17 protein-coding genes are annotated in these 26,564 nt (G+C 41.6%); 11 read left to right on the top strand and 6 right to left on the bottom strand.

The window, feature by feature from the left end:
- Nucleotides 1-35: 35 nt before the first annotated feature.
- From ACYRY3_RS08870 to ACYRY3_RS08860, 3 genes are all read right to left on the bottom strand, one after another.
- Nucleotides 36-1,265, bottom strand: a complete 1,230-nt coding sequence (locus ACYRY3_RS08870; protein WP_460201328.1) for a hypothetical protein — start codon at nucleotides 1,263-1,265, stop codon at nucleotides 36-38.
- Between the two features lie 106 nt (nucleotides 1,266-1,371).
- Nucleotides 1,372-2,610 carry a cysteine desulfurase-like protein gene (locus ACYRY3_RS08865; RefSeq protein ID WP_460201327.1) on the bottom strand — a complete coding sequence of 413 codons (1,239 nt, stop codon included), beginning with the start codon at nucleotides 2,608-2,610 and terminating at the stop codon, nucleotides 1,372-1,374.
- A 115-nt stretch (nucleotides 2,611-2,725) separates the two neighbouring features.
- Nucleotides 2,726-3,403 (bottom strand): 2OG-Fe dioxygenase family protein, encoded by a 678-nt coding sequence (locus ACYRY3_RS08860; protein ID WP_460201326.1) that lies wholly within the window; start codon nucleotides 3,401-3,403, stop codon nucleotides 2,726-2,728.
- A 601-nt stretch (nucleotides 3,404-4,004) separates the two neighbouring features.
- On the opposite strand from ACYRY3_RS08860, the gene ACYRY3_RS08855 reads away from it, so the two are divergent.
- The 3 genes from ACYRY3_RS08855 to ACYRY3_RS08845 all read left to right on the top strand — a co-directional run bounded on the left by ACYRY3_RS08855 (nucleotide 4,005) and on the right by ACYRY3_RS08845 (nucleotide 6,652).
- The gene (locus tag ACYRY3_RS08855) at nucleotides 4,005-4,619 is read left to right on the top strand and encodes a CHAT domain-containing protein (RefSeq protein WP_460201325.1); all 615 of its coding nucleotides are present in this window, start codon (nucleotides 4,005-4,007) and stop codon (nucleotides 4,617-4,619) included.
- Nucleotides 4,620-4,753: 134 nt separating this feature from the next.
- On the top strand, nucleotides 4,754-6,316 hold the full coding sequence (locus ACYRY3_RS08850) for an NB-ARC domain-containing protein (protein ID WP_460201324.1): 1,563 nt from the start codon (nucleotides 4,754-4,756) through the stop codon (nucleotides 6,314-6,316).
- An 18-nt stretch (nucleotides 6,317-6,334) separates the two neighbouring features.
- Complete coding sequence (locus ACYRY3_RS08845) at nucleotides 6,335-6,652, top strand: hypothetical protein (RefSeq protein WP_460201323.1); 318 nt, start codon at nucleotides 6,335-6,337, stop codon at nucleotides 6,650-6,652.
- 105 nt (nucleotides 6,653-6,757) lie between these two features.
- On the opposite strand, the gene ACYRY3_RS08840 is transcribed toward ACYRY3_RS08845, so the two are convergent.
- Nucleotides 6,758-9,835: an NACHT domain-containing protein gene (locus tag ACYRY3_RS08840; RefSeq protein ID WP_460201322.1), complete on the bottom strand. Its 3,078-nt coding sequence runs from the start codon at nucleotides 9,833-9,835 to the stop codon at nucleotides 6,758-6,760.
- 474 nt (nucleotides 9,836-10,309) lie between these two features.
- On the opposite strand from ACYRY3_RS08840, the gene ACYRY3_RS08835 reads away from it, so the two are divergent.
- The 6 genes from ACYRY3_RS08835 (at nucleotide 10,310) to ACYRY3_RS08810 (ending at nucleotide 18,174) form a co-directional block, all read left to right on the top strand.
- On the top strand, nucleotides 10,310-13,147 hold the full coding sequence (locus ACYRY3_RS08835; RefSeq protein ID WP_460201321.1) for an AAA family ATPase: 2,838 nt from the start codon (nucleotides 10,310-10,312) through the stop codon (nucleotides 13,145-13,147).
- Nucleotides 13,148-13,237: 90 nt separating this feature from the next.
- Nucleotides 13,238-13,897 carry an L-threonylcarbamoyladenylate synthase gene (locus tag ACYRY3_RS08830; RefSeq protein ID WP_460201320.1) on the top strand — a complete coding sequence of 220 codons (660 nt, stop codon included), beginning with the start codon at nucleotides 13,238-13,240 and terminating at the stop codon, nucleotides 13,895-13,897.
- A gap of 377 nt (nucleotides 13,898-14,274) precedes the next feature.
- Complete coding sequence (locus tag ACYRY3_RS08825) at nucleotides 14,275-15,495, top strand: HetZ-related protein (RefSeq protein WP_460201319.1); 1,221 nt, start codon at nucleotides 14,275-14,277, stop codon at nucleotides 15,493-15,495.
- A 563-nt stretch (nucleotides 15,496-16,058) separates the two neighbouring features.
- Nucleotides 16,059-16,265, top strand: a complete 207-nt coding sequence (locus ACYRY3_RS08820; RefSeq protein WP_460201318.1) for a DUF751 domain-containing protein — start codon at nucleotides 16,059-16,061, stop codon at nucleotides 16,263-16,265.
- A gap of 176 nt (nucleotides 16,266-16,441) precedes the next feature.
- Nucleotides 16,442-16,846 carry a 30S ribosome-binding factor RbfA gene (gene rbfA / locus ACYRY3_RS08815; RefSeq protein WP_460201317.1) on the top strand — a complete coding sequence of 135 codons (405 nt, stop codon included), beginning with the start codon at nucleotides 16,442-16,444 and terminating at the stop codon, nucleotides 16,844-16,846.
- A gap of 1,091 nt (nucleotides 16,847-17,937) precedes the next feature.
- Nucleotides 17,938-18,174: a DUF4327 family protein gene (locus ACYRY3_RS08810; protein ID WP_190826026.1), complete on the top strand. Its 237-nt coding sequence runs from the start codon at nucleotides 17,938-17,940 to the stop codon at nucleotides 18,172-18,174.
- A gap of 269 nt (nucleotides 18,175-18,443) precedes the next feature.
- On the opposite strand, the gene ACYRY3_RS08805 is transcribed toward ACYRY3_RS08810, so the two are convergent.
- The gene (locus ACYRY3_RS08805; protein ID WP_460201316.1) at nucleotides 18,444-18,797 is read right to left on the bottom strand and encodes a hypothetical protein; all 354 of its coding nucleotides are present in this window, start codon (nucleotides 18,795-18,797) and stop codon (nucleotides 18,444-18,446) included.
- A gap of 167 nt (nucleotides 18,798-18,964) precedes the next feature.
- Between ACYRY3_RS08805 and cdf31 the strand changes: the two genes are divergently transcribed.
- A complete protein-coding gene (gene cdf31, locus ACYRY3_RS08800; RefSeq protein ID WP_460201315.1) occupies nucleotides 18,965-19,852 on the top strand; it encodes a CDF family zinc efflux transporter Cdf31 in 888 nt (295 codons plus the stop codon).
- 72 nt (nucleotides 19,853-19,924) lie between these two features.
- On the opposite strand, the gene ACYRY3_RS08795 is transcribed toward cdf31, so the two are convergent.
- Nucleotides 19,925-23,773, bottom strand: coding sequence for a hypothetical protein (locus tag ACYRY3_RS08795; RefSeq protein WP_460201314.1), 3,849 nt, complete (start codon nucleotides 23,771-23,773; stop codon nucleotides 19,925-19,927).
- 1,303 nt (nucleotides 23,774-25,076) lie between these two features.
- On the opposite strand from ACYRY3_RS08795, the gene ACYRY3_RS08790 reads away from it, so the two are divergent.
- Nucleotides 25,077-26,546 carry a hypothetical protein gene (locus ACYRY3_RS08790; protein ID WP_460201313.1) on the top strand — a complete coding sequence of 490 codons (1,470 nt, stop codon included), beginning with the start codon at nucleotides 25,077-25,079 and terminating at the stop codon, nucleotides 26,544-26,546.
- Nucleotides 26,547-26,564: the final 18 nt, after the last annotated feature.

Here is a 26,564-nt window from a genome sequence, read left to right as displayed (position 1 = left end):
ATGTGTTGTATTCTTTTTGTCCAAAGTCTAATGCATTATAACAAAGCAAAATTTGCTAACTTAACAACTATGGGACAAGAAGCTTCCTGATACATCTCAGCCCTCAGAGGCTTGTGTATCAATTGATACCAATAATGACCGACTCGCGCATCAAACCCGTCTGGTTGACCTCTCATAAATAAATGTATGCACTTTGCATAGTTGCTGGGTAAGAGCTGCCAGGAAAAGTTGCTCTGATGACCTGCATGTGGGTGTATCAAAGAGCTAATATGTACGTTCGTTATTAAACCGTATGCGGGGTAGGGTGGCTCAGTAGACCCAATAGCAAACCAATCGAATACAGGGAATACTTGCTGGATATCTTCTGTACGTCCCATGTTCATATGGGCAAAGTAGCAAGCTGCAAAGTCTAAATTGACAGCTTTCTCATTGAGAATCCCGTTTTCTCCCTTGGGTTGCCCTTTGACATAGAGTTCTTCAACCAAGTAATTTGCACCAGCGTATAAGCTAATCACCCTATAAAGTTCGCACACTAAATGACGTTTACCCCCTGTCACTGGGTCTGCACTTATATAGTCAAAAGGCTCAGAGGCAATAGTAATACTTGCTCTTACTGAACCACTAGAATGGGATACCAAGCGGTAAGAATGATTGTACAAGCTGACTTTGTAATGTTGCGACCCAGGATGGGATGTTTCTGGTAACAACAGTTCATCTAACTGCATACAACGCTTTTCTGGATCTTGCCCAATCCATTCTCCTTTTGCTGCCTGAAATGGATCGAGAAGTTCTTGGTTATCAAGTTGCACGCTTGTTGCTGAACCAGAAAACCAGTTTCGCCAATTATCCTCAGGCGCAGGTATTAAGTTGAACCAAACAATCAGGCGGCTGTTCATCAATCTCACCCCTCGTGCCTGTCCCGATAAGCTGTAAACAACCTCAAGAGATGGCTCAACTAGTCCCAATGATACTGGCTTGCCCCTGTCTAGTTTGACAAAAGTTGAGGCAAGAACTTCATCTTCTGAACCTGGTGGAATTCCTTTTGGTAATGAGAAAACAAGAGTGTCGCGAGAGGGATCGTTTGGATCTACCCGGTCAACTTGGACATTCAGTGGTGTGTGTGAAAGGTCACGTAAATCCGTTAAAACGAGTTCTTCCGGTAAAATTTGGAATTGTCGGAAAATAGGTTGCCAAGGAATAGAAAAATAGCCCCCCCGCCAGTAATTGGAAGGGTTGAAAATAGAGAGTAAGTTCATGGATGGCATATACGCCCTCCTAATATATTGTGATGTGCTTGGAAATTTGTATTGAAGGTAGTTAGTGGTTAGCCAGACGTAGGGTGGGCACTGCCCACCGTTCCTCTAACAGCAGTTACAATTCACTAAGCGCTGTCAACAGACGGTGAATCTCTTCGACGGTGTTATAGTGTACTAACCCAATCCGTAGTAATCCCCCACTTGCCTCAATTCCCAATGTCTCGGTTATACCGGGTGCATAGAAGTTGCCGTTCCAAGTGAAGATACCGCGCAAGCCCAAGGCTTTAGCAGCTGTCTGAGGTGTGTGCCCTGCAAGCCGAATTCCAACAGTTGGTGTTCGCCAGTCAAACTGGGTTGGATTGGTAATGCCGTAGAGAGTCAAACCAGGAATCTGTAGCAATCCCGAAACCAACTTGTGACTCAGTTCCTTTTCGTATTGCTTTATACCTAGCATAGCGGCTACTAAGGCTTGTCGGCGATTTGCCACTCCGGGCAAAACTTGATAACCTATTTCAGCTAGATAGTTAATTGCTGCTACCATTCCCGATAGACCTTCATAGTTTTGGGTGCCAGTTTCCCAACGTCCGGGAAGTTCTTCTGGGGCAGGTTGCACTTTGTAAGGACGTAACCGAGTAAGATGTTCGCGCTTTGCGTACATAACACCTACATGGGGTCCAAAGAATTTATAAGCGGAACAACAAAGAAAGTCGCAGTCGATCGCACGCACGTCAATTGGGCCGTGAGGTGCATAGTGTACGCCATCTACAAACACCATTGCCCCAAAGGAATGAGCCAGTTTTGTCACTTCTGCAACATCATTAATTGTACCGACAGCATTGGATGCGTATCCCACTGCTATTAATCGAGTCCGTTCATTGAGCTGCTGCTTGAGATGGTTCATGTCTAGCGTGCAGTCTTCTATACGAACATCAACTGTACGAATGACAACACCTTTTTCTGAAAGTGCAAACCAGGGGGAAACATTAGCATAATGGTCAAGTTTGGTGACGATGATTTCATCACCAGGGTGCAATTCTTGACCAATGGCTCGACTCAGGGCAAAGGTGAGTGTGGTCATGTTAGAACCAAAGACCACTTCATCAGAATCGCACCCTAATAAATCGGCTACAGCCGCACGTGCTGAGATTACGAGTATATCTGTTCTCTCACTGGTGGCAAAAGCCCCATGAGTGTTAGCATTGGAATTGACCAAGTATTGTGCGATCGCATCTATTACGCTTGCTGGAACCTGAGTACCGCCCGGTCCATCAAAAAAGACCACGGGTTGACCATTGATTTCTTGGGAGAGTGCTGGAAAGCGATCGCGTATCCACTTCAAATCTAGGTCAACCATAGTAGAATACTCCTTTTTTTCGTGAAGTTAAGACGAGTTCTTTCATCTTTAATGAGCAAAAATTTGTAGGGTGGGCACTGCCCACCTTACATGAGAATTGCTAAAAGTCAATCATTCACTTATTCGGCTCGGGATTTAAGCCGGGACAAGTTAAAACAAACACGTCTCTCACCCCAATTTCGTCAGTGATTGCTTTGATAGCAGTTGTAAAGTGGAATAGATTGCGATCGCTAAATACGACCATCTCACCAGGATTGAGAATTTTGGTAAAAATCGGTCTGTCACTCTTAGATTTATAGAGATGAGTTTCTCCCCCTTCAATCTTTTCTCTATTCACAGAAAAGATAGCAATCATATCTACCCCGTCTCTGTGAATGCCTTCAGGAGCGGGGTTGCCCATTTTCTCTGGGTATGCAACGGTTCTAATTTGATGAACTGCGACTTCTTTGTAAGTTGAGCAAATTTTGCAGAACTCAAAAAATTCCAAAATAATTCTTTGGAAATCTTCAAGTTTTATAAGTTCGTCATCCAGTTCTGCAAACTCTCTGACTACGTTACCCAGCAAAGGATTATATTGTTTTGATTGAAATAAAGCTCTATGAGGTAACTTGATCAACCCCTCGTCTGAAACCCGGAAATGAGATAAGCGCCTAAAGCGGTAATTATCTTTTATATATGGATCTACGGGAAGATCGTTGTAAAAGTGCTTTAGATTATCCACATTGACAGCAGCAATACTTTCCAAAGCATAGCTGGTAATACAATCAAAAACCTTTTTTCTTAATTCAAACATATGACTATCCTTCTTGGCTCCATTGCAGGTAGCAAAGTTAACATCTTGAAAACACTGGGTTGCCTCTATAGTCAAACCACGAGCCCGAAAATTCAGTCAAAATTCATACCTTTCTGCTACCAATAAAAAATTTCCGCAGCGCAAATAATTATGAGCTACGCTCGATTTTTATTAGCAACTAGACGATTCAAACTGTCGGTATCACTTGGAAAAAGTTAAATTTTCTTAACTTTTGAGTCCAGATGCTTTTTAAAATTATTTAACCTAGTTCTTCGTCATTTGTCTTTCGGTGCCTTTTTAATACACCTTATACTTATAATTATAGGCAAAGAAAAATTGAGCTGCAATAGTCGCCTAAATATTGTTTATAAAGTCTTTACCTTAGAATTAAACCGTGAAATCTCCGATCCCCAATTGTATAAGTAAAAATGCATATAATTATTTGTGTTAACTTTTAGAACTTATATATTGACAAGCAAGACAAGAAATGAGAGAAAAGAATGAGCGATCGCCTAGGGCAGTTCGTCCGCCCGCTGCATTTAAATTGCTAGCCCTTCGCTGTATACTGAAAAATTAAAAATAGCTATTCCCAATGTCGGCAATGACCATCAAACCCCAAAAAATTTTGATTTTGGCGGCAAATCCCAAGCAGACAGTACGTTTGCGTCTAGATGAAGAATTGCGTGATATTAAGGAAGGTTTGCAAAGAGCGCACAATCGAAAGAATTTTGATCTCCGATGTGATTTGGCAGTACGTCCGAGGGATGTTCGCCGCGCTATTTTGGATTATCGACCAAACATTATCCACTTTTGTGGGCATGGTGCAGGGGTAGAAGGATTAGCTTTTGAAGATGAAACTGGATTTGAGAAGCTAGTTACGGGAGAAGCATTAGCTGGGCTGTTTGGACAGTTCGCTAATCAAGTAGAATGTGTACTGTTGAATGCTTGCTACTCCCAAATGCAAGCAGATGCGATCGCCCAACACATTAATTATGTGATTGGCATGAACGATCAAATCCAAGATAAAGCCGCCATTGAATTTGTTGTGGGATTTTACGATGGGCTTCTGGCTTACAATCCCGAATGTGATTCTGGTTCGCCTGTAGAGTTTGCTTTTAATATTGCCCGGAATGCGATTGAGTTATCTGGGGTGTCTGGCAAGTCGATTCCTGAACTTAAAAAAAAACCAATTTTACTCCCCATCACCTACCTTTAGGTAATCTTACCAACGTTCCAGAATTACCACCGCACTTTTTACACCGTCTGGAAGAACTTGCACCCTTAAAACATAAGGTATTTTCATTAACAAAACAACCTATAGGGATTACGGGGAAAAGTCGTCGTGTTGGCGTGCAAGGAATGGGCGGAATTGGCAAAACTGTTTTAGCTACAGCCCTAGCGCGGGATGAAGAAGTCAGACAGGCGTTTTCGGATGGAGTGTTTTGGGTAACATTTGGACAAACACCCCAAATTTTAACTTGGCAATCCTATCTTGCTCAGGCGTTGGGCGACAAGCAAGCAGCTTTTACCGAGATTGGATTAGGAAAAGCGCGGTTGCGGGAGTTATTTGCAGATAAAGCTTGCTTGCTGATTTTGGATGATGTTTGGCGTTTGGATGATGCGACGGCGTTTGATGTCTTAGGGGAAGGCTGTCAAATGATAGTTACCACCCGTGATACAGCGATAATTACAGGGTTGGGAGGAGAAGAACATCAACTTGCGGTTTTAGATGCACAAAAGGCGTTAGCACTATTGGCAGATTGGGCAAATCAACCGGAGATATTGCACCCCATAGAGCAAAATGATGTCGCCTTGCAGGTAGCGAGGGAATGCGGGTATTTGCCCTTAGCATTGGCAATGGTAGGGGCGATGATGCGCGGGAAACCGCCAAATCGCTGGCACAATATTTTAGAAAAACTACGTAGTGCCGATCTAGAGAAAATCAAACAACAATTCCCCAATTATCCTTATCCGAATTTACTTAAGGCAATTCAGGTGAGTGTGGAGGATATGTCTGAGAATTACCAACAGCGATATTTAGATTTTGCCGTCTTTCCTGAGGATACACCCATACCAGAAGCAGTTTTGCAGACTTTTTGGCAACCCTTGGGCTTGAATCAGTTTGATACCCAAGATGTGATTGATGAATTGGTAAGTAAATCTCTGGCTTTGCGGGATGAAGCGGGAAATTTGCGATTACATGACTTGCAGTTTGATTATGTCAGAAAGCAGCACGCCACCTTAGTAAAAGAAAGTGAGGGGATAGGGTGTTTACACACTCGTTTCTTAAATGCTTACAGCAAAAAATACCCCTTAGGCTGGCATAGTTTAGAAAATGACGGCTATATCTGGCAAAACTTGGCTTATCACTTGCTGGCGGGGAAAAAGGAAAGAGAATTACAACAACTGCTGTGTGATTTTCGCTGGTTGCAGGCGAAGTTGGAGAAAATCAATATTAATGCTTTGATAGCAGATTATGATTTTTTGTCGGAGGATGAGAGTTTACAGTTAATTCAAGGTGCATTGCGGCTGTCGGCACATATTTTAAATCAAGATAAACAGCAATTACGAGGGCAATTATTAGGGCGGTTGCTGGGTTTTGAAACAGAAGAAATTCAAAGATTGTTAACGCAGGCGCAGCAATGCGAAACCCCTTGCTTGCTTCCCCAAACAGCCAGCTTAAGTTCTCCTGGCGGTTCCTTAGTACGTACCCTAGCAGGTCATAGTAACAGGGTAATTGCACTTGCCCTCACCCCAGACAGCCAGTACGTGATTTCTGGTTCCTTTGACAACACCCTCAAAGTCTGGAATTGGCAAACCGGAGAACAACTGCGTACCTTAGTCGGTCATAGTAACTGGGTAAAAGCACTCGCCCTTACCCTAGTAACGACTAAAGAAAAGTTGAATAAATAAATTTTTGACTTTTGACTTTTGACTTTTGACTTTCCGATAGGGTGGCATCCAGCATTTTTATCGTTGGGGCAGACACTGGAAGAATGTGCTGTTAAGTACCGGGGATTCTGTAAAAAGTACAAACCTCAGCCTAAACCTGAAAAAAGCTATGGCTGGGGAAGTAAACTGCTGCCTAAAATCCTGAAAGGAAAGAAGAAAAAGACATCGCCGGGGCAGATGCGATTACCTTGGGATGAGTGGGAACCTTTAACCACAGAAGTCCAAGCAGTTGCTGAAAAGTTTGTCATGGCAAACTGTTATGACCCCAAAATTGCGATGCAGTTGTTTAATTCTTGACAGCAATGCCGCAGTGACGCAGTGCCTGGTATCGAAATCGTTGAAATGCTTGTGTTTTCGTAGAAAAGGCTTCTGGTAACAAATCTTCATAAAGACTGAAACGCATTATGTGTTACAGTCTACAAGTCTCTGCGCGAGAGAAGAGATACCACGCCACGTCCCTCCATCTCCCACTCCCACTCCCTCTCTCTGCCCTCGAGCCCTCGTCGTTCCCAAAAGTAACGCGAAAAACGCCCCCCACGTACTAGTTGGACTTGGGAGGTGTCCTTTTATACTTTGGGCATTTAAAGTATAGGTTATATTCTCCCATTCCAACCACTCACCTCCTGTTCGCCATCCAACGCAATCGCCAAAAGCCTCCCAGATTTTCTCATTATATTTCCTTGTACCACCCAAACTTTGGTAAATATTCTTTTGAACGCTAAAACCAAAGTATCCTTTGCTAGCATACACCCAAAGTTGGTCGATGGTGTGAAGATCCGGGCATGGGAAATTTTCTAGATCTAGTACATCTAAATAGCCCTTGCTTTCTCTATTCGCTACCTTAAGCATCACTTTGGCTGTTTCTTCATCAGCTTTTTGCCATTCTCCACTTAGTAGATAGTCAGCAAGTTGACTGTATAAGATAGGGAGTTGACATTTAACGATACGAATTCCACTGTCTTTTAAGTGCTGGTCATCTTTGATAGGATGCTCGTTTCTTTCTTTTTCTGTTGGTAATCTATAAAAAGTTACCTCTTCACTGAGTTGGTTGCTTAAACCTTGCTTTTTACTCCAAGATTTTAACCAGACACAAAATCGGTTTGCATCTTCCCATTCAATTCCACTTATTGTTTTTTTGGCATCTCCACTTGGAAATCTACGGCTTTGCCAGTGTTGGGGTAGGCGAGACTGCCCTGTCTCATTAAGAAACAGTTGATATTCAGCGCCAGTTATATAGCTATCTAAATCTATTTCTAGTTGTTCATCAATTCTTACGAATTTGCTTAATCGCCGTCTCAGTTGTACCTGTGCAGCTAGTTGAAAAATTTGTGAGTCGTTAGATTCTAAACCAGATTCCAACGTATTTTCCAATTCTTGTCTTACTGCTGGTGCAACGCTCATACCCTCTTGCAAGCAGTCGTAAGCAAGGCTTAAAGATATAACAGTGGATGATTTTAAAGCTTCCTCAATTAAATGTGTAGTATCATTTTTGGCTGCATATAAGCGAATAGTTTCATCCCACCATGAGTTATTAATGTTATCTTTTAAAAGTTGTTCATCATTTTCTTCTTTGATTTGAACTGCGGTTAAATATTCTTGAAAGCTTTTATGAGCAAATTCACAAACACCCTGCTGCTTTTCTAATATCAATCCACTAGCTTGTTCAATATGTTTTAGAAACTCCTGAGGTTTTACTGTGCTGCCTGCTACAGCATTCAACTGTTGTTGGATAATTTGTTCTCCAACATCCGGAGTAAATTCACGCGTTTCTTGTTGCATTAACTTTAACGCCAACACTTGCAGCACAGATTGCTTTTGCGCTGCTTTCAATTGAATTGGATAGCCGATTCCCTTCACCTCTTGTCGCCGTGCTAGCAAAACTTCACAAATTTCTGCATATAGCTCTACACGCGATCCTGGAAGTGCTCCTCGGTTATCGTGAACTGTGGCAATCATCGTCAGAAGCAGGGGGTTGAGAGCCATTGCTGCTAACGCTGAATTATTTTTGATACGCCCAATCAAGTCATTTGCCTTCTTCCTTGCATCTGCTTGCACTCCTGGATCTTCTTTTCTTCCTTGACGTATAATTTCATTTTGCAGATACCAATTGTTTATAAACTCCTGCATCTGCTTGAGATTAAAAGGTTGTACCTCTAAGCAAAATGGTTGCTGTTGCAGTTGAGCTTCCAGATAACCATAAGGTCGAGAAGTTAATATAAAAGTTGTTTCGGGGTACGCTTTCATCTGAACGTCTACCCACTGGCTAACTTGTTGACGCTGATTTATATCCGCAACCTCATCCAACCCGTCTAACATAACCAAACATTTACCACTTCTTAGCCTGTCCTCAAACCATCGCAATGGTGGGTCAAGTTTTATGCTGGATTCTTGAGAGTCAGCTCTCACAACTTCCGTAACCAGTTGTGCCAAATTAGGAGGTTGAGGATTTGTAATGAGATCGCGAATTTTCCGCAAATACAATAGTATTGGAATGAGGTTAGGCGCTTTCTTATACTGCCGTCGCTGAGTATTGTGAGCATATGTTAGAGTTAAATGCTCCAATAGAGTCGTCTTTCCATACCCTGGGGGCGCAATAATTACCATATGCTTGTAAATTGGGGTAGTATGAATTTCTCCTAAAAAATCCCAAATTTTTAAATCTCCAGATGTTTCTTTTTGAATAAGCGCTGTTGACATTTGAACTGGACTTTTTGATGATACCCGCAATGGTACAAACACCTTGTCCAAATCTGGAGTGAATGCTCCTGGAGTTTTTAGTCCTTGTGTGCGGTAGGTGCGGTAAGTATAAATTAAATATTTGTAATACTTGGCTTGAAATTGTGAAGTAAATTCCCACCACCAAAATTCAAGTTTACTGACTAAATTAACTGCCAATTGCTGTTGCCATACCTCCCACTTCTGGGACATTAAATCTATAAATTGAAATAAAAATTTTCTCCAAATAATTAACAGTGCTAAAACCAAAGACCATAGAGCTGAATACCATTGCTGAATGAAAAGAAAATGAAGCGTTAGTCCCAGAAATACTGCGATCGCTAACCTAACCACCCACTTCTGTTGTTGTTGTGGCAACAGTTGCGATTGTGGTAGCAGTAGCATAGTAGGTGGTAATACTGTTCCTGCACCAAACAAAATCAGTGCTATAAAAGAAACGAGTTGATTAAGCTCTGGAGGTAAGAAACTCAGCTTTAGTAGCCCGAAAAGTATGGCACCTCCTAACAAAGGTAATAAGCCACTCAACCAATTTTGATTGTGAGATGTAGAACTTGGCTGCGTCTGAGTTGACAGCAAGCCTAAAACAAACACTGCTATTATGCACAGTCCAGTTAACCCAATAATTACAGACTGTGGAATGCCTAATTTATCGTATGCTGGTAATTGGTTGGTTAACCAGCTTAATGCACCATTACACAGTACTATTAGTAGTGGTAGCAGCAAGTCTTTGATGAGCTTAGGCATAATTGTATAAGAATAACGCCTCTATTAAATTATGATTATTATTAACAAGATTTAGACTTTTTGGCAAGTATAACAACCGCCAAGACGCCAAGAACGCCAAGGTTCAGGAGGAGTAATTTTGTACGGGCTTTTGATACCACGCTCAAGGTCAAATGGAAGACAATAGAACTACTCCCTTCGCGCCAGAAGATTACCTAAAGATTTAGGTAGATGCAGGTAGGGCTATGCTGTACAGCCGTCAACGTGCGGCATAGCCCTACCTACAAAAATGACTTTCCAGGAAGCGAAGGCAAACTTCGTTGAAGATGGCAAAAAGTGTTTGCCTACTAGGAAAAACTATATTCATTATAATGTTAACAATTGTAAAGTTGAGGTATTAAAGACTAGAAACATGATAGTCAACTAGCTAAACTAACAAAAGAGAGCATCTGTACTGTTTACTTTTGAAAAAAAAGGTGTCGCGCTGAAGCCTCAATGATCCCAATACAACTTAAACTCAAAAACTTTCTCAGTTACCGCGATGCCACTTTAGATTTTCGCGGTCTACATACAGCGTGTATTTGTGGTTCTAATGGCGCTGGAAAATCTTCCCTACTGGAAGCTATCACCTGGGCAATTTGGGGTGAAAGCAGAGCTATATCGGAAGATGATGTTATTCACACAGGGTCTAAAGAAGTTAGGGTTGATTTTATCTTTGAAGCAAACCAACAAATTTATCGGGTGATTCGCAACCGCCAAAGGGGTGGGAATGGGGGTCTAGAATTTCAAATACAAACGCCTACTGGCTTTAAGCCACTGACCGGTAAAGGGTTGAGGGCAACGCAAGATGTCATTCTAGAACATATTAAGCTAGATTACGACACTTTTATTAATTCAGCCTATCTCCGTCAGGGGCGTGCTGATGAGTTTATGCTCAAGCGTCCCAATGAACGTAAAGAGATATTAGCAGAATTATTAAAACTCAATCAATATGATGAACTAGAAGAACGGGCAAAAGAACTATCACGTCAGTTTAAAGCACGAGGGGAAGAATTAGAACGTTGTTTGGAATCGTTAAAAAACCAACTGCATCAGCGAGAAGCGATCGCGCAAAAGCAAACGGAGTTGGAAGCAGAAATTAACCAACTGCAGCAGGTACAAGCATTTGATACAATTCAATTGCAAAGTCTGCAAGTTGTTCAGCACCAACGGCAAACCAGGGAACAACAACTCAACTTTATCAGGCAGCAATACCAGAATCTTACCCAAGATTGCGATCGCCTTCAACAAGAGCGCTTGGCAATTAGCTCTCAGCTATCAGCTTTAGAAAAGTTATTGAGTCAAGAGGCAGAAATTAAAGCAGGGTATGCTCAGTACCAAACTTTGCAATCCCAAGAAGAAGCGATGGGTGCAAGATTTGAAGAATACACTCGCGCCCAACAAGCACGCCAACAGAAGCAACAGCAACTGAGCAAACAAACTCACGAAATTGAGCGCCAACTACAGCACGCCGAGGCTCAACTAGCAGCATTGCAGCAACAAGAGCAAGAACTTCAGCAAATTCTTGGGAAATCGGAGGAAGTTGAAGCGGCTTTGGCACAGCTGGCGACTGCACGTAACCGTCTTTCTCAACTAGACCAGTTACAATTACAGGTTTCGCCTCTTCTGCAAAAACGGGCTTCCTTACAAAGCCAACTGGATCGCGCTCAAGCTACTATAGTTGCTCGTCTCGAACAACTAGAAGCGACAGAGAACCAACTGCAACGCGCCTCACGACGTTACCCGCAACTACAACAAGCAGTGATGGAAGTTGCAATACAAATTGAGGAGTTGGAAAAAAAGCGGGTTTATCTGCAAAGAGTGCAGGAAAAAGGACAGGAGAGACGCCACCTCATAGAACGCTTGCAAGCTCACCAAAGGGACTACGAAAGACTTCTGGGAGAACTACAGCAAAAACTGCAAATGCTCCAAACCCCCAATGCTCAGTGTCCTTTGTGCGAACGTCCCTTAGACGAACACCATTGGAATCGTGTAGTGGACAAAACCAAAAGCGAGTACAAAGACGCTGAGGATGAATTGTGGATAGTCCGGGAACGCATGGCTGTTTCAGACAGAGAAATTCAGGTTTTGAGGCAGGAATACCGAGAAATATCGCAATTATTGTCTCCTTACGATACTTTACGCGAACAAAGAGGACAATTAGCAGCACAATTGCAGGCAACAACCGATGTCGAACAACAGCTACAGCAGATAGTAGTCGAGAAGCAGCAACTAGAGCAATCCTTACACATAGGTGATTATGCTAGCGATTTACAAACCGAACTGCAACAACTGGAGCAATACTTACAACAACTGAACTACAGCGAACAGGATCATGCCCTTGCTCGTAACGAAGTAGAGCGATGGCGGTGGGCGGAAATTAAACTCAGCCAGGTTAAAGATGCAGCCAAACGTCATGCCCAAATACAGGCACGCAAACCAGAAATTCAGGCACAAATTGCCCAATTAGAAGTCAGAATTGAGCATGAAGCAACTGAATCTGAGTTTGCCAAGCAAATCATAGCTCTTGAAAAATACATTGCGGAAATGGGTTATGATACAGAGCAGCACAACAGGCTTCGCTCAGCAGCACGCAAAGCACAGTCTTGGCAGTTACAGTATCAACATCTTCTGGGGGCGCAACAGCAGTACCCTCAACTGAGGGCGAGACTGCAAGAGTTCGAGGTGTCTTTGCAAGAAAGATTAGCGGAACGGCAGAGGCTTTTCACCGAAATCGAAAGCATCGTTCGCGAGTTGCAAGACACGGCAAACCCAACAGCCCAGATTCAAGCTTTGGAACAGCAACTCACATCCCGCAGGCGTCAGCTTGACGAGCAACTCTCGCACCTGGGGCGTATGCAACAACTGGGTCACCAGCTGGAAACATTGCAACTTCAGTACGAGGAGCAGCTGCAGCAATTGCAGTCTGTAAAACGGCAACACCGCATTTATCAGGAATTGGCGCTAGCCTTTGGTAAAAATGGTATTCAGGCATTGATGATTGAGAATGTTTTGCCTCAATTGGAAGCCGAGACAAACCAATTGCTCTCGCGATTGAGTGCCAATCAGTTGCACGTTCAATTTGTGACTCAGAAAGCTGGGCGACACGGTAAGGCAACCAAGAAAAATGTCAAGCTGATTGATACCTTGGATATCTTGATTGCAGATGCTCAGGGAACGCGAGCTTATGAAACTTACTCTGGTGGAGAAGCGTTTAGAATTAATTTTGCTATCCGTTTAGCTCTGGCAAAATTACTGGCGCAACGGGCTGGGGCGTCATTGCAATTGGGATAGTCGTTAGTCGTTAGTCGTTAGTAGTTAAAAAGTAGCACTAACTATTAACCACTAACCACTAACCATTTTCCAATCCCGCTTTTATCTCTTATGGCAAAAATTTTCCAAGTTCATCCTGATAATCCCCAAGTTCGACGAATAGAAGAGATACAAGCAGAACTGCGACGCGGTGCGGTGATGCTTTACCCTACGGATACAGTTTATGCCATCGGGTGTGATTTAAATGTCAAGTCGGCAGTAGAGCGAGTGCGGCAAATCAAACAGTTAGCAAATGATAAACCACTAACGTTTTTGTGTCCCTCACTCTCTAATGTAACGACATATGCTTTTGTTAGTGATACTGCCTACCGAATTATGAAACGTCTAATTCCCGGACCGTATACGTTTCTGCTACCAGCTACAAAATTGGTACCGAAACTGGTACAAAATCCCAAACGGAAAACGACTGGAATTAGAGTTCCAAATCACGCTGTCTGCTTGGCACTGCTAGCAGGGTTGGAAAATCCAATTATTTCAACTTCAGCACACGTGCCTCCAGATGATGTAGGGAATGGGTTGCGAGGAGTTGGAACAGAACCGTTATTATCCCAGGTAGAACTGTTTGACCGTTTGGACAGATTGGTAGATGTCATTGTGGATACTGGCGAGGAACCCACTTACGAAGTATCAACCATTTTGGACTTGACAGGAGAACAACCAATTATGACAAGGCAAGGTTTAGGTTGGGAGACAGCAGCAACGTTAGTATAAGATTTATACATCACTTGTTCATCTGTCAATTTCGTATTTCAAAGAGTTCAGCACTCCAGTTTCAAGATTGTCATATTTATGAAGCTGGGAGCGAACGCAACTCGCACACAGAAAAAGCCAGATCTAGTGAGGGTTTGAGGCATTTTTAGGTTGTGACAGCTAGCCATGTGCCACCTACTGTCTAGTGGCTTATGAAAAAAGCGACACAATGCAACCCCCGTTATTTTTCCGGATTATTTACAGTTATATATGTAAGCAGTGCTGATGGCGACTCTTAATGTATGAAGACTATGTAGGAGATCCGCCAGTTGAGGCTTGCCGCTTCAGTGCTGTCTGTTGCTTTGTCCTTAAGGTGCAGTACCATTCCCAGAAAAATCATGAAAGCTAACCTCGCCAATCTACCCACCCCAACACCAGGTTTTGATAACGAAGCTTCTACCGAACAATTGCAAGCCATCAACACAGATGCTTTAGTGCAGATGCTGTCCAAGGAACTGCAAGCTCAAGTGAAAACATCACTTGAATCTATGGAAGCTGTTGCGAAGCGCATAGCCCGAGAAGTAGAACGTATTTGTGATAAAAGTTCTCGCATTAAAACATCTGGGCAAATCAAGTCTTGGTTAGAGACCTTGGCTAGACATCGCCTTCAAAAATGCCTGCACTACTACCATTTAGGTTCAAAAAAGGGTCGCGTGGAATTGCACAGCCAATTAGGAGCTATGGTTTATCGTCATGTTGCCGCACCTGGTTCTGATTTGGGGTTTGATGCTCGTTACAATTTGATTGAAGATTTCCTGCAAGCTTTCTATTTGGAAGCTATTAAGGCTTTCAGGCGGGAAAATGAATTACCAGAAGATTACACTCCCCGGACTCAGTTGGAACTGGCAGAATACATGGCTTTTACAGAGCAGTATGCCAAGCGCCGCATTAATCTACCAGGTGGGGCCAATCAGCAGCTTGTTATCTTGCGTGCTCAAGGTTTTGCTCGCCGATTACCCCAGGAAACAACTGTCGATATTGAAAGGGCGGTTGAGTCTTCCAAGACGGAAGATGCAGAATCTTTCCAACGTAACTCGGCAGTTCAACAGGTGCGCTCTCAAATGATCGCACAACCTAACTTCGATCCGGCTGAGGAATCCGAACGCGATCGCGTCATCTCGGAACTCGTAAAATACTTAGAATCCCAAGGTCAATCTGACTGTGTGGACTACTTAACTTTAAAACTACAGGATTTTTCAGCACCGGAAATCGACCAAATCCTCGGTCTAACTAGCCGCCAGCGGGACTATTTACAACAGAGGTTTAAATATCATGTGGAAAAATTCGCCAAACAACATCACTGGCAGTTGGTACACCAATGGCTCGGTGCTGGGTTGGAGCAAAAGTTGGGTTTATCCTCCCAACAGTGGGAAACCTTTGTCAACCAACTGACCGAACAGCAACGACAAATACTACAACTCAAAGCTGAAAAACAAAGTGACCAAGCGATCGCCAAAGCCGTCAAATGCACTCCCAAACAGCTACAAAAGCGCTGGACCCAACTGCTAGAACTTGCATGGGACATCCGTAACGGAAACGCTGAAAGTCATCCAGGTTAAAGTCGTGGTTACTTGCATCTACAATAACGCAATATTAACCGACTTTTTCCTTGACTTTATCCCGTTTGTTTAAATGGTTATTATATATTACATCTCTCTATTTTCAACTCAAATATCTTTCCTATTTTCCCCGCAATCCACTTTTCCTTTCTATTCATAGAAGTTATCAGGGGTAAGCGGGGGGATACAGGGAAGTTACCAACTTCATAATTATTAAATAGGTCTGTAGAAGGTAAATTGGTATGAAAAAATGTACCTGGAGAAGGTCGTCCTCAGTCATTTGTTATTAGTTATTGGTAAGTCTTTGCAATAAAATTGATATTTTGTAATATAGTTCTGTTGCCTGCCGCCCATCTACTTAAAATATATACGATCGCACACGGGAAACTTCTAGAACAAGAATCTTCAGAATCCAAGTTCTAAAAGAAAAATAAATAACTAAATTCTTTGCTTGTCAGACTATACTCGATATTAATTCATTAACTCTCTATAGATAGATTACAATTAAAATAAAATCAAAGCAGAGCCAACAGACAGTTTATAACAAGGTAGTCTACATTCAAATGTTTAAAGGATTTTGGGAAAACGTCTTTCGGTATCCCCGTTACTTCATCAGCATTCTCTTAGGCTTATTCTTAAACGCGTTCGGCTCGGTGGTACCACTGTTAAAACGCCCAGTTACCTTAATCGCCGTTCTAGGACTATTTGGAGGCGCGATCGTCTTCGTCACTCTTACCTTGCGAGCAATGCTTGGCTTGAGTACAATCTAGCTCAACGTTATTGGCATAATCAGGATTGGGTGAGTTTCGGTTGTAAGACCATAGCCTGAGGTAAGTGCCTAAGGCTAAAGGTTAATCTCTAAAGAGGAGTTTAGTCCAATTACCCATAACCCATAAGGTTTGGAAACAATCCATCATTACAACCTCTTGTGAGGAGACTGATTTTTATGGCTACAAATCGCCGTGTTTCCCGAGTTGCTGAATTGATAAAACGGGAAGTAAGCCAGATGCTGCTGAACGGTATTAAAGATGACCGTGTAGGCACGGGAATGGTAAGTGTCACCGACGTTGATATTTCTGGCGACCTGCAACACGCCAAAATTTACGTCAGCATCTATGGTACCGAGGAAGCCAAAGCAGAGACAATGGCGGGCTTAAAATCTGCGACAGGTTATGTACGCAGCGAACTTGGGTCGCGGATTCGTCTCCGTCGTACACCAGAGGTGGTCTTTATTGAAGATCGTTCCATAGAACGCGGTAGTAAGGTGCTGTCACTGTTGAATCGATTGAAGGAAGAACGAAAACCAGACAGTCAAGTGCAAGACAATGAAGATAATTCTGATGAAGATTAAGTAACGTAAAGAACAATTAAATCAGGTATATCAGCCAAGAATTTTACAGACGCGACTCCATCGCGTCTGTTTAAATATTGCTATATTACGAATATGAAAAGCGCGGAAATGAAATACGTAATCTTAAGCTAAAACACATTCCATTTACACCAGTCTCCCCTGTTTAGATGACGTAACTTAAATGTGGAACAGCTTGTTCTTGTTATCTACTTGTGCCGAGCGCGATGATGCATTCTATTGTTTCTGTTACGGTTGTAGAAACAAGGTTGGATATTTTATAAGTTGATAATATTTATGGCTTTTTATCCAAAGGACAAACAACCTATAAAGGTTATATAGTTTTATAGCTATATAGCCAATCACTGAGACAGTTTTAGAGAGAGTTATGACGTTTTATTAAGTTTCTTTCTGAAAAAATTGTCTTTCAATGGCAGCTTTAACTCCAATGGGATAAAAAATTTCAATTCTCAACTGTTACACTCAAGCCATCACTACTTCAGGAAAAAACATTCCCAATGAGTACAGATGCTTATCCCTGACAATCTGTTCCTAAACCGCCTAATGCTTACTCCAGTTGCAACTTTCTTTGCTTAAGAAAAGGTTAATAACTAATGACTAACAAGCCTTTGTGTTGTACGGTAGCGCTTATGTTTTGCAGCAGTTTATACTTTCTCCCCTGACAACTGTTTCAGGTATATTTCTACTGAAAGATGTGAAAAGCTTAAGATAGCGTTTTGGCGCTTGTACGGCTTGTAGCAAATCTGTTCTATGAGAACTTCCTGCTTGGGAGGTAGACGGTTGATTCAGAACTGTCAGCGAGAAATGAGGAGCATCCACGTTTCTTAACAACAGTAGCAAGATAAATCTACTACCATACTTTTCTTATATGTAGGACAATAAAAGCAAATGTCAGAAAATATTGACAAATTTAATATTTCTTCACATAATTTGAGGATATGTAGCGTCAAAATGAAAATAGTTCCGTATAGAAAACTACAAAACTGTAGCAACTAGTCTTCTTTTTCAGGTCATGTTTGTTCCCATTCCATTTTGGGAACACTACTTAAGTGTTAATCTGTGAGCAAAAAATCATGAGTGTGAATACGGTGCCTTCTATCAGTTACTATTCTCTGGACGTGATACAAGAGGAAGCACGGCGATTGGTTCAAAGGGGGCTGGTTAGCAGACAGCAGCCAATTTACACCCTGTGCCAATACATCCCAGCTAGAGAATGGGTCTGCATTGAGTGCGAGTTGGAAAAGTGTGATTTTTTACTGCGCGATCGCATTGCCGATTTGATTGGTCGTGAAGAATGGGAAAACGACTAATCTGTTCTTGATTTGATTTTGGATTGGGAAATGGTTTCGGGGGGCAAAATTTGAGAGGAACAGAGGAGTGCTTGTGTTTAAGCCTATTCTTTAACTACTTATCAAATTTTCAAATTCCGGATTTTTTGATGCCCCAAATCCAATTAATAGTTAATTACTAAATCGTTTTGCTATAAATTTGCTAAAATACACCCGTTCTGCAGGCATTTGTAACGCTCTTGTTGAAAGCTAGGCTGCATACCGGGTGTAATTACTTATATAAACCTTTTTTAACCAACTTGCTCCAAATACTGGTTAACGTCCTCAATCACTCGCGTCAGTTCAGCTTCTGTCGTTAAGCGAATATTGAGGTCACGGATAGTTAAGAGAACTTTAGCAGCGAAGGGAGTGGGCCAGATATTAGGATTACAGAAAATTTCTAGAAACACTTCTTGTGTATAGCGATACTCCATTGGAGATTGAGGAGTAGGTTTACCACCACTCGAAGAAGCTTTAGCGGAGACTGCTTTCAGGCTTTGCATCAATTTATCAAGGGCTGCTTTTAATTCCCGTGCTGCTTCGGGTGAAAAACTAAAAGAAACAGAACCTTCAACTAAATTTAGTGTCAAGTGATTCCCGGACATGAGCTATATGTTAAAACGTCTGAATAATTCATGTTACCGGAATAAGTAGGTGAGCAGAGTTAAATCCTAAAGGCAGGTGTAATTTTTACAAAGTAAGAGTTTGCAACGTTTTTTTATGTTGTAACTTTTAAGATGTAAATTATGTAACATAAGATTTTAAAGATTGTATGAATTACGATAATAGGGGTGCAGTCCAAAGGGTTCTCACGATCACCCTGCTGCTAAACATATTTGTCATGGTATTGAAAGCTGTGGTAGGAAATCTGACAGGTTCTCTGAGCTTGCAAGCAGATGCCCTACACAGTGTGACAGATAGCGCAAATAATATTTTAGGATTGATTGCCAGTCGATTTTCTTCCCCACGCCCGGATCGCGAACATCCCTACGGGCACCTAAAATTTGAAGCAGTGGGAGCGTTAGGAATTTCTGCTTTTTTAGGCATAGCCTGCTTTGAAATTCTCCAAGGAGGAATTGAACGAATCATCAACGGCGGTCAACCTGTGAGAATATCGCCACCAGAATTATGGTTATTGTTGATAGTTCTGGGAATTAATATTTTCGTAGCGTTTTACGAACGTGGTGTAGGGCAGCGAGTGGGTAGCCCAATTTTGATAGCTGATGCCAAACACACAATGAGTGATATCTGGGTGACAATCAGCGTTATGGGTGGATTGATAGGTGTGTGGCTGGGTGTTCAATGGCTGGATATATTCTTGGCTTTCCCTGTAGCTTTATTAGTCTTTTGGAGTGGCTGGACAGTTTTAAAAGAGAATTTACCTTGGCTTGTGGATCGAATGGCAATTGCACCAGAAGCAATTCACGCGATCGCAGTTTCTGTTCCTGGTGTAGTCAACTGTCACGATATTGCGTCTCGCGGAGTTTTGGGTCGCCAAGTTTTCATTGAAATGCATTTAGTCGTGGATGCATCAGACGTAGAAACCGCCCATCGCGTTACGGAAGAAGTAGAAAGGCGACTGGAAGAACGCTTCCATCCCGCACGAATTTTAATCCATGTTGAACCACCTGCATACCAATCCAGTCATATTAGTTTTTAGGTGTTAGTGGTTAGTGGTTAGTGGATAGCGGTAAAACTACTAACTACCAACTACTAACCATTAACTAATAGGTTATTCCCACTCTATAGTTCCAGGTGGCTTGGAAGTGATATCGTAATGGTTATCAACGTACTGGTTGAGTTCCTGCTTGTTGGTAATGTTGCTGATAATTAATTCAGCGTGGTTGCGTACATTCTGCTCGAAGTTTCCGTTGATTTGCTGGCTGACATACTGATTAAGCTCAGTATTATTATCGACGAGACTTTGAGTAATTACGTTGATGTTGTTGCGTACCTTTTGTTCAAAGGTTTGGTTGATTTGGTTATCAACGTACTGGTTGAGTTCCTGCTTGTTGGTAATGTTGCTGATAATTAATTCAGCGTGGTTGCGTACATTTTGCTCGAAGTTTCCGTTGATTTGCTGGCTGACGTACTGATTAAGCTCAGTATTATTATCAACGAGACTTTGAGTAATTACGTTGATGTTGTTGCGTACCTTTTGTTCAAAGGTTTGGTCGATTTGGTTATCAACGTGCTGGTTGAATTGCTGCTTGTTGACAATGTTGCTGATAATTAATTCAGCGTGGTTGCGTACATTTTGCTCGAAGTTTTCGTTGATTTGCTGGCTGACGTACTGATTAAGCTCAGTATTGTTATTTAGGATATTCTGGGTAATTAAGCTAACGTTGTTACGCACCTTTTGCTCAAAGGTTTGGTCGATTTGGCCATCGATGTGCTGGTTGAGTTCTCGTCTGTTAACAAGGTTGTTGACAATTAACTCAATGTTGTTACGTACCTTTTGCTCGAAGGTTTGGTCGATTTGGCCATCGACGTGCTGGTTGAGTTCTTGTCTGTTGATAATGTTGTTGACGATTAACTCAACATTGTTACGTACCTTTTGCTCGAAGGTTTGGTCGATTTGGCGATCGACGTGTCGGTCTATGTACTGGTTGATTTCTTGTCTATTGACAATGTTGTTGACAATTAATCCAACATTGTTACGCACCTTTTGGTCGAAGATTTGGTCGATTTGGCGATCGACGTGTCGGTCTATGTACTGATTGAGTTCCTGCTTGTTGACGATGTTATTGATGATTAATCCGACGTTGTTACGTATTTTTTGCTCAAAGGTTTGGTCGAAATACTGGTTAATCTGCTGGTTAATTCTCCTGGATATTTCAACGTTGATTCTTTGTTGAACCAGGGTGTCTAAGTAAGTAGACAAACTTTGTAAATGCTGGTTCAGGCTGAACTCTATCTGTTGGATGTAGGTGTCCATGGAGAACTTGACCTTCGCCACTTCTACAGTTAAGTTTTTGAAGTGCTTCTCATAGTTCTTCAGGAGCCACTGTTCAAGCTGATCCCAGTACTTAGCTTCTAGGGTTACATCCTCTTCATCTATCACCTTGATAGAGGAACTAATCTGCTGTAACTGCTCCTCCCATTTTTTCTTGAACTCCTCGTCGTTAAAGCGGAAGGAAAACTGCATCGAAGTGTTTGCGCCTACTTCTTCACGAGTTTCAGATACAGTTGTGCCGCCAATGGTGACAGTCTCGATAGTAGTTGTAATCGTCTGTTCTTGCTGTTTATAGCCGTCAGATATGTCAGTGGCACTCACTGACTCTATTGCCAGAATAATTTGCCCTTCGTTGTCTTCTTTGTAGGTATCAAAAAAGAAACCTGATAGTGTAGTTTTTTCTTTGACCTCTAAAACGACTTCGTCGGTTAGACCATTTAAAGAACACCAGGTTTCTTCAACTTCAATGCCAGTCAGCTTAGTGATAAATTTTCCACCTTGAACCCATAGTAAAGCCCAAGGTTCTATATTGAACTTCTTGTTGTCCGACCAATAGCTGGCATTCCCTTCGCGAATTTTGATTTTGTAATTGCCAGGATTTAATTCAACAGAATTCGTACCTGCTTGTTTCAGTCCAGACAGGTGATTCTCATCTAGTACGTAACAGTTACTTTTGCTGTCTACCGTTAAGTTTTGAGGATTGAAAAATGGCTTGTTACTGGTAATTAAAAGATTAATTGAGCCGCTGTTATCAGCATTGTTGACATCAAAGAACAAGGCACAAAGCACTGCTTTTTCTTGGACTTCTAACTGCAACTTGTCATTGTATCCATTTAAGGTTGTCCAAGTTGCACCTACTTCATGACCTGTGGTTTTGTTAATAAATTTGTTACCATTAACTCCGTATATCCAGAGTAAGACGAAAGGTTCTCCTTCTGTTTTAGATTTAGCGTAGCTGTAGCGACCGCCGGTAATTTTGATATCAAAAGTACCTTTTTCTAAAGAAAAAGAACTTGCAACATTTTGTTGCAAGATATTCATTTGTTCGGGGTTGATTACGTAACAATTATTTTTGGTATCGATGGTTAAAATGCTCATAACTTTCTCGCTGATAGTTTGACTTCCTTGAGAAACTGTTATTTTTTCCGATTTTCCGTTTGAGGTGACTTCAGAAGTAACTTTCGTTGTGACTGCTGAAGTTTGTTCATAACTAGTTTTACTTTCTTGAGAAACTGCGCTCTTTTCCGACTTTTCCTTAGGCGTAACTTCTGAAGTAATTGTCGTTACGGCTGCCGTAGTTGGTTCATAAATAGTAATGCCTGCCCAACGACCTATAGGATCGGTCATGGCAACTAAAGTTCCTTGACCGGTCGTGGTATCAATACGGATTAACTGACCGTCTTTACCTAAGTTAAAGAAATTGCCCGTCACGCCATAGAGAGCATTACCAACAAATTCCATGCTGGCAAGATCGGCAAAGCCAATATCACCGATATTGTTGACTTTCCCTGTCTCAAGGTTGCAGGTTGCTAATATCTTCTTCTTGTCGTAACCGATTAAGGTGATGTAAGCTTTGCCATCTGCATCAAAGGCAACTTCGCCACAGTTGTAATCTTTACCTGCTACTGTGGCTACTGGTTTACCTTTACCTGTTTTGATATTAATGGCAATCAGCTGTTTAGCTGTTGTGGCGTATAAAGTTTGACGCTTGTAACTATAAGTTAAGCCAGCTGCAGCAAAACCAATATCACCAATTACGGTTGCATCACCTGAGTTCAGGTCAATTTGAATGAGTTGAGTCTTGTCACCTTCTCGATCGAGCCCGTACAACTGGGAACCGACAAAAGCAATATCAGAAACCTCTGTAACTATCTCGCCAATAAAAGTAGCTTTACCTGTGACTAAATCCAGGGTATAAAGTTTGCTGAATTCATTGGAAACACAGTCTTGGATGTAAACTGCTCCTGGTGTCAGCTTGACGATTTTCGCTGTGCGACTACCACAGATAACTTTTTCTAAGACTGCACTAAAACCACCAATGGCATCTTTATCTGTAAAAGCTTGTCCACCTGTTGAGGTTGCGAGTCTAGCGTATTCAGCTTTGATCCCTTCTCTATGCTTGCTCTTAGAAGTTCCAAAATAGGTATGAACGGTAACTCCTAAAGTCTGGGCTTTTTGGATAGCTAAATCGGCAGCCTTGATATCCTCTCGCTCTGTTTTATCTCCACCCCCTTCGAGGGCTTCATCGCCGAGATAAAAGATAGACCTTGCTGCGCCTTTGCGCCAATCAAAATATTCTGAGATATCTTCAATAGCGCGAGCAGCGTCTTCTTGGGCTCCTGCCTCTGCTAGTTCTCCTCTCTTCCTACCCCGGAGTTTAGATTCAGGAACCTTCAACTTTTGAGTCAGATAGGCTCTAATAGTTTGGTCGAAATTTGTACCTTTCCAAGTACCTTCTATACCCAACCAAACGACTCTTAAGTCTGAAGGACAACTCGATTTAGCTTTAGCGATCGCACTTGCTGCAGCATCACTTAACGCCTGTGCTTCATCTTTCATCGAAGGACTGGTATCGATGACGATCGCTAAATCAACAGGAGGTATAGAGATGGCTTGCTTACTCACGCTTTTTTCCTTTTTTTTCTTTTTGTTGAACCCGAATAATTTCATGCTTGACTTTTTTATTTGCTCCTAGTTCTAAATCCCGTGCAATCAATTTCTCCAGACTTACTAAATAGAGAGATGGGATTGATAATTAAAACACTAAATTTATCATCGAATCTAGTACCTTAATGTATCCTCTAACTTGCGATATATTTGGTATGGTAATACCGTAGGCAAGTATTTTCATTTTCATGTTCTACTTTCTTATATCTGTTACTTTTGTAGGGGAGAAATCACAATAACGTTGGACGACAGCCATACTCCATTATCTAAAGTAAAGGCAGTCAGAGGACTACCGTAGTAACATCCACAGCGCAATTTACAAAGTATTGAGGCAGCCCCCCGCCCCATTAAAAGATGAGGTACCATTCATATACCTGGTGACTGATAGATAGAAAAAAATAACTTTCCAAAACTTTCCTTTTGTCTGGCTTAACTCGTTTCTTTCTTAAGGTATAGGTGCATGGGTATATCTTCAGCTTTTCAATAGCTTTAGTTTTTTATTTAAACCTCATATATCAGTTTATTAGCAATTATTAAAAATGTAAAGTATGAATAGTATGCTTATACACTCACGACAATTTTAAATAATTTAACAAATTTCATATAAAGTATGAAAAGTAAGTTCTTACGTAATATCTAAAACTCAAGAAAAGCTTAAAAAAGTAGGAAAAGTAGTACGAACAAATAAAATTAAGAGCAAAACTCCGCTCGTCATCATCCATTGGTAAGGCTTACAATCATTTTTGTATTGTTTGTGATTTGAGGGTTTCGGGAGAAACATTTGCACTATTTGCGAATCTCCAACCCACGGTATTTCAATGTTTATTTTACAAATAATCTTTAAATAAAGGGTAATCTACTTTTCCTACTTTTCTTGCTTTCGCTCTACAGAGAAATGATGAAGGAATCGAATTTGAGTATTGCTGCTATCAGGCAAATCACTTATCATGGATGTAATTTCCTGGGATAATAAGCGAGCATTAGAAAAATGCAACTAATTACAGAATTTTTAGAAAAAGACGATCTCAAATATTACTATATATTGGGTGGTAAAGCTTAGAAAAATCAAGAGGTTACGAAGTATATACAGTTTATTCCACCATTGCTGAGTTCCCTCCCAAAAAACGAGGAGTCAAATACCAGGAAAAAAATGTCTGACTTTTGTGATGACTTATAAACTATAAAAACTCTTTCTAAACCTATTTTAATCTGCTCGGCTGCTGGATAGAAAATTACTTTGCGTGGGTCAAAAATAGTACTTATGGCAAAAAAAAGATATTCATACGTTGGGGTAACAGTTTTATTGAGTCTCCTGATCCCAACCCCCGTTTTGTCTGATGCACCACCTGAAATAATAGACCGACAAAGGAGTCTGCAAGGTGAAACATACTCAACAGATGGAACAGACTCCACAGAGAGAATCGGAGGACAACCTCAGGTATCCTCTCAAGAGAAACCTGCTCAAGGGCAGAGGTTGGAGGGTTCTTCTAGAAAAAGTAGTATTCAATATGGAGGGGTGCAAGGAGGGACAAAACCAGGAGGAAACACTTCTGTTGAAGAACAAAGAGAGTATCCGGGAACAAACACCCCATCTTTGAGAGTTGAGACTAACGACCCCGGACAAGGTGGTTCTTCGAGAGTATTGACGAATGACCCCGGACAAGGTGGTTCTTCGAGAGTTGAGACTAACGACCCCGGACAAGGTGGTTCTTCGAGAGTTGAGACTAACGACCCCGGACAAGATTTAACGAATAAAAATTTTGGAGGCTCGTATGGGACAGGAGAGAAAGGTACACCCTCGCGTGGAACGGGAACAGAAGATAACCAAATTGGGAGTTCCAATCTAAATCCAGACAGCCGGAAAAATATTGTTGGTTTAGTTAACAGTGACGGAGACTCAAATATCTTAGACTCCTTTTCTAGGAATCCATTTTTATTTTTGCTGTTGTGGTGGCTACCTGCAGCGCTGTTAGGTTTGCTTTTATGGTTGTGGATGCGTCGTCGGTCATCATCTGCGAAACGGGAACTAGAAGAGAGAATCCAATTGGAGCTATGGAAGAGACTAGACCAGCACGTCAACCAGTATGTGGATCAAATCTTTGAGCAAAAGATCCAAAATTACATGCAATTAATTACTGCCAACATTGTAAATAATAATGAAGAAGTAAACCAGTACTTCGATCGCCGCTTACAGCAAAATGTTACAAGGAACCCTACAATTAGCAACCAAATTATAACTTTTGTTGCTAACAGTAATGAAATTAATAACAAGATTAATAAAGTTTACAGAGATATTGACATCACGGTAGAAGGCATCCGTAATGAGTGGAATCAGAGATTTATAGTTCTACTCAGACAGTACGTTGATGAACTGATCGATATGATAGGTCGCAAAGAGACATTTAACATCTTGATTGCAAGTTTAATTAGTGGCAAAATAGATGAGCTTCTGAATGAAATCACGAGAGCTAAGAACGAATTGACTGTAATCATGAACAATGGAGACAGACATCTGTATGAGTGGACTTTGGGAGAACTCATAGCAATCAAAGGTTGTTTAACCGATCGCCAGGCTCTTGTCGAACAGTTAGCGTCCTTCAGTGCTGAACTCACAACCAAACTGGAATGTACGCCCTGTGTGGACATTCATGCATTGAAGCCCTTCAAACCCATCTACGTAAATTCCACACAATTGTCACAGATGCGATCGCAGCAATTGCCCGGAAGCTAATTTTGATGATAGAAAAAT

Source organism: Scytonema sp. NUACC21 (genome assembly GCF_054684315.1).
Note: the sequence above shows the minus strand (reverse complement) of the source record. Positions and strands in the feature narration are given on the sequence as shown.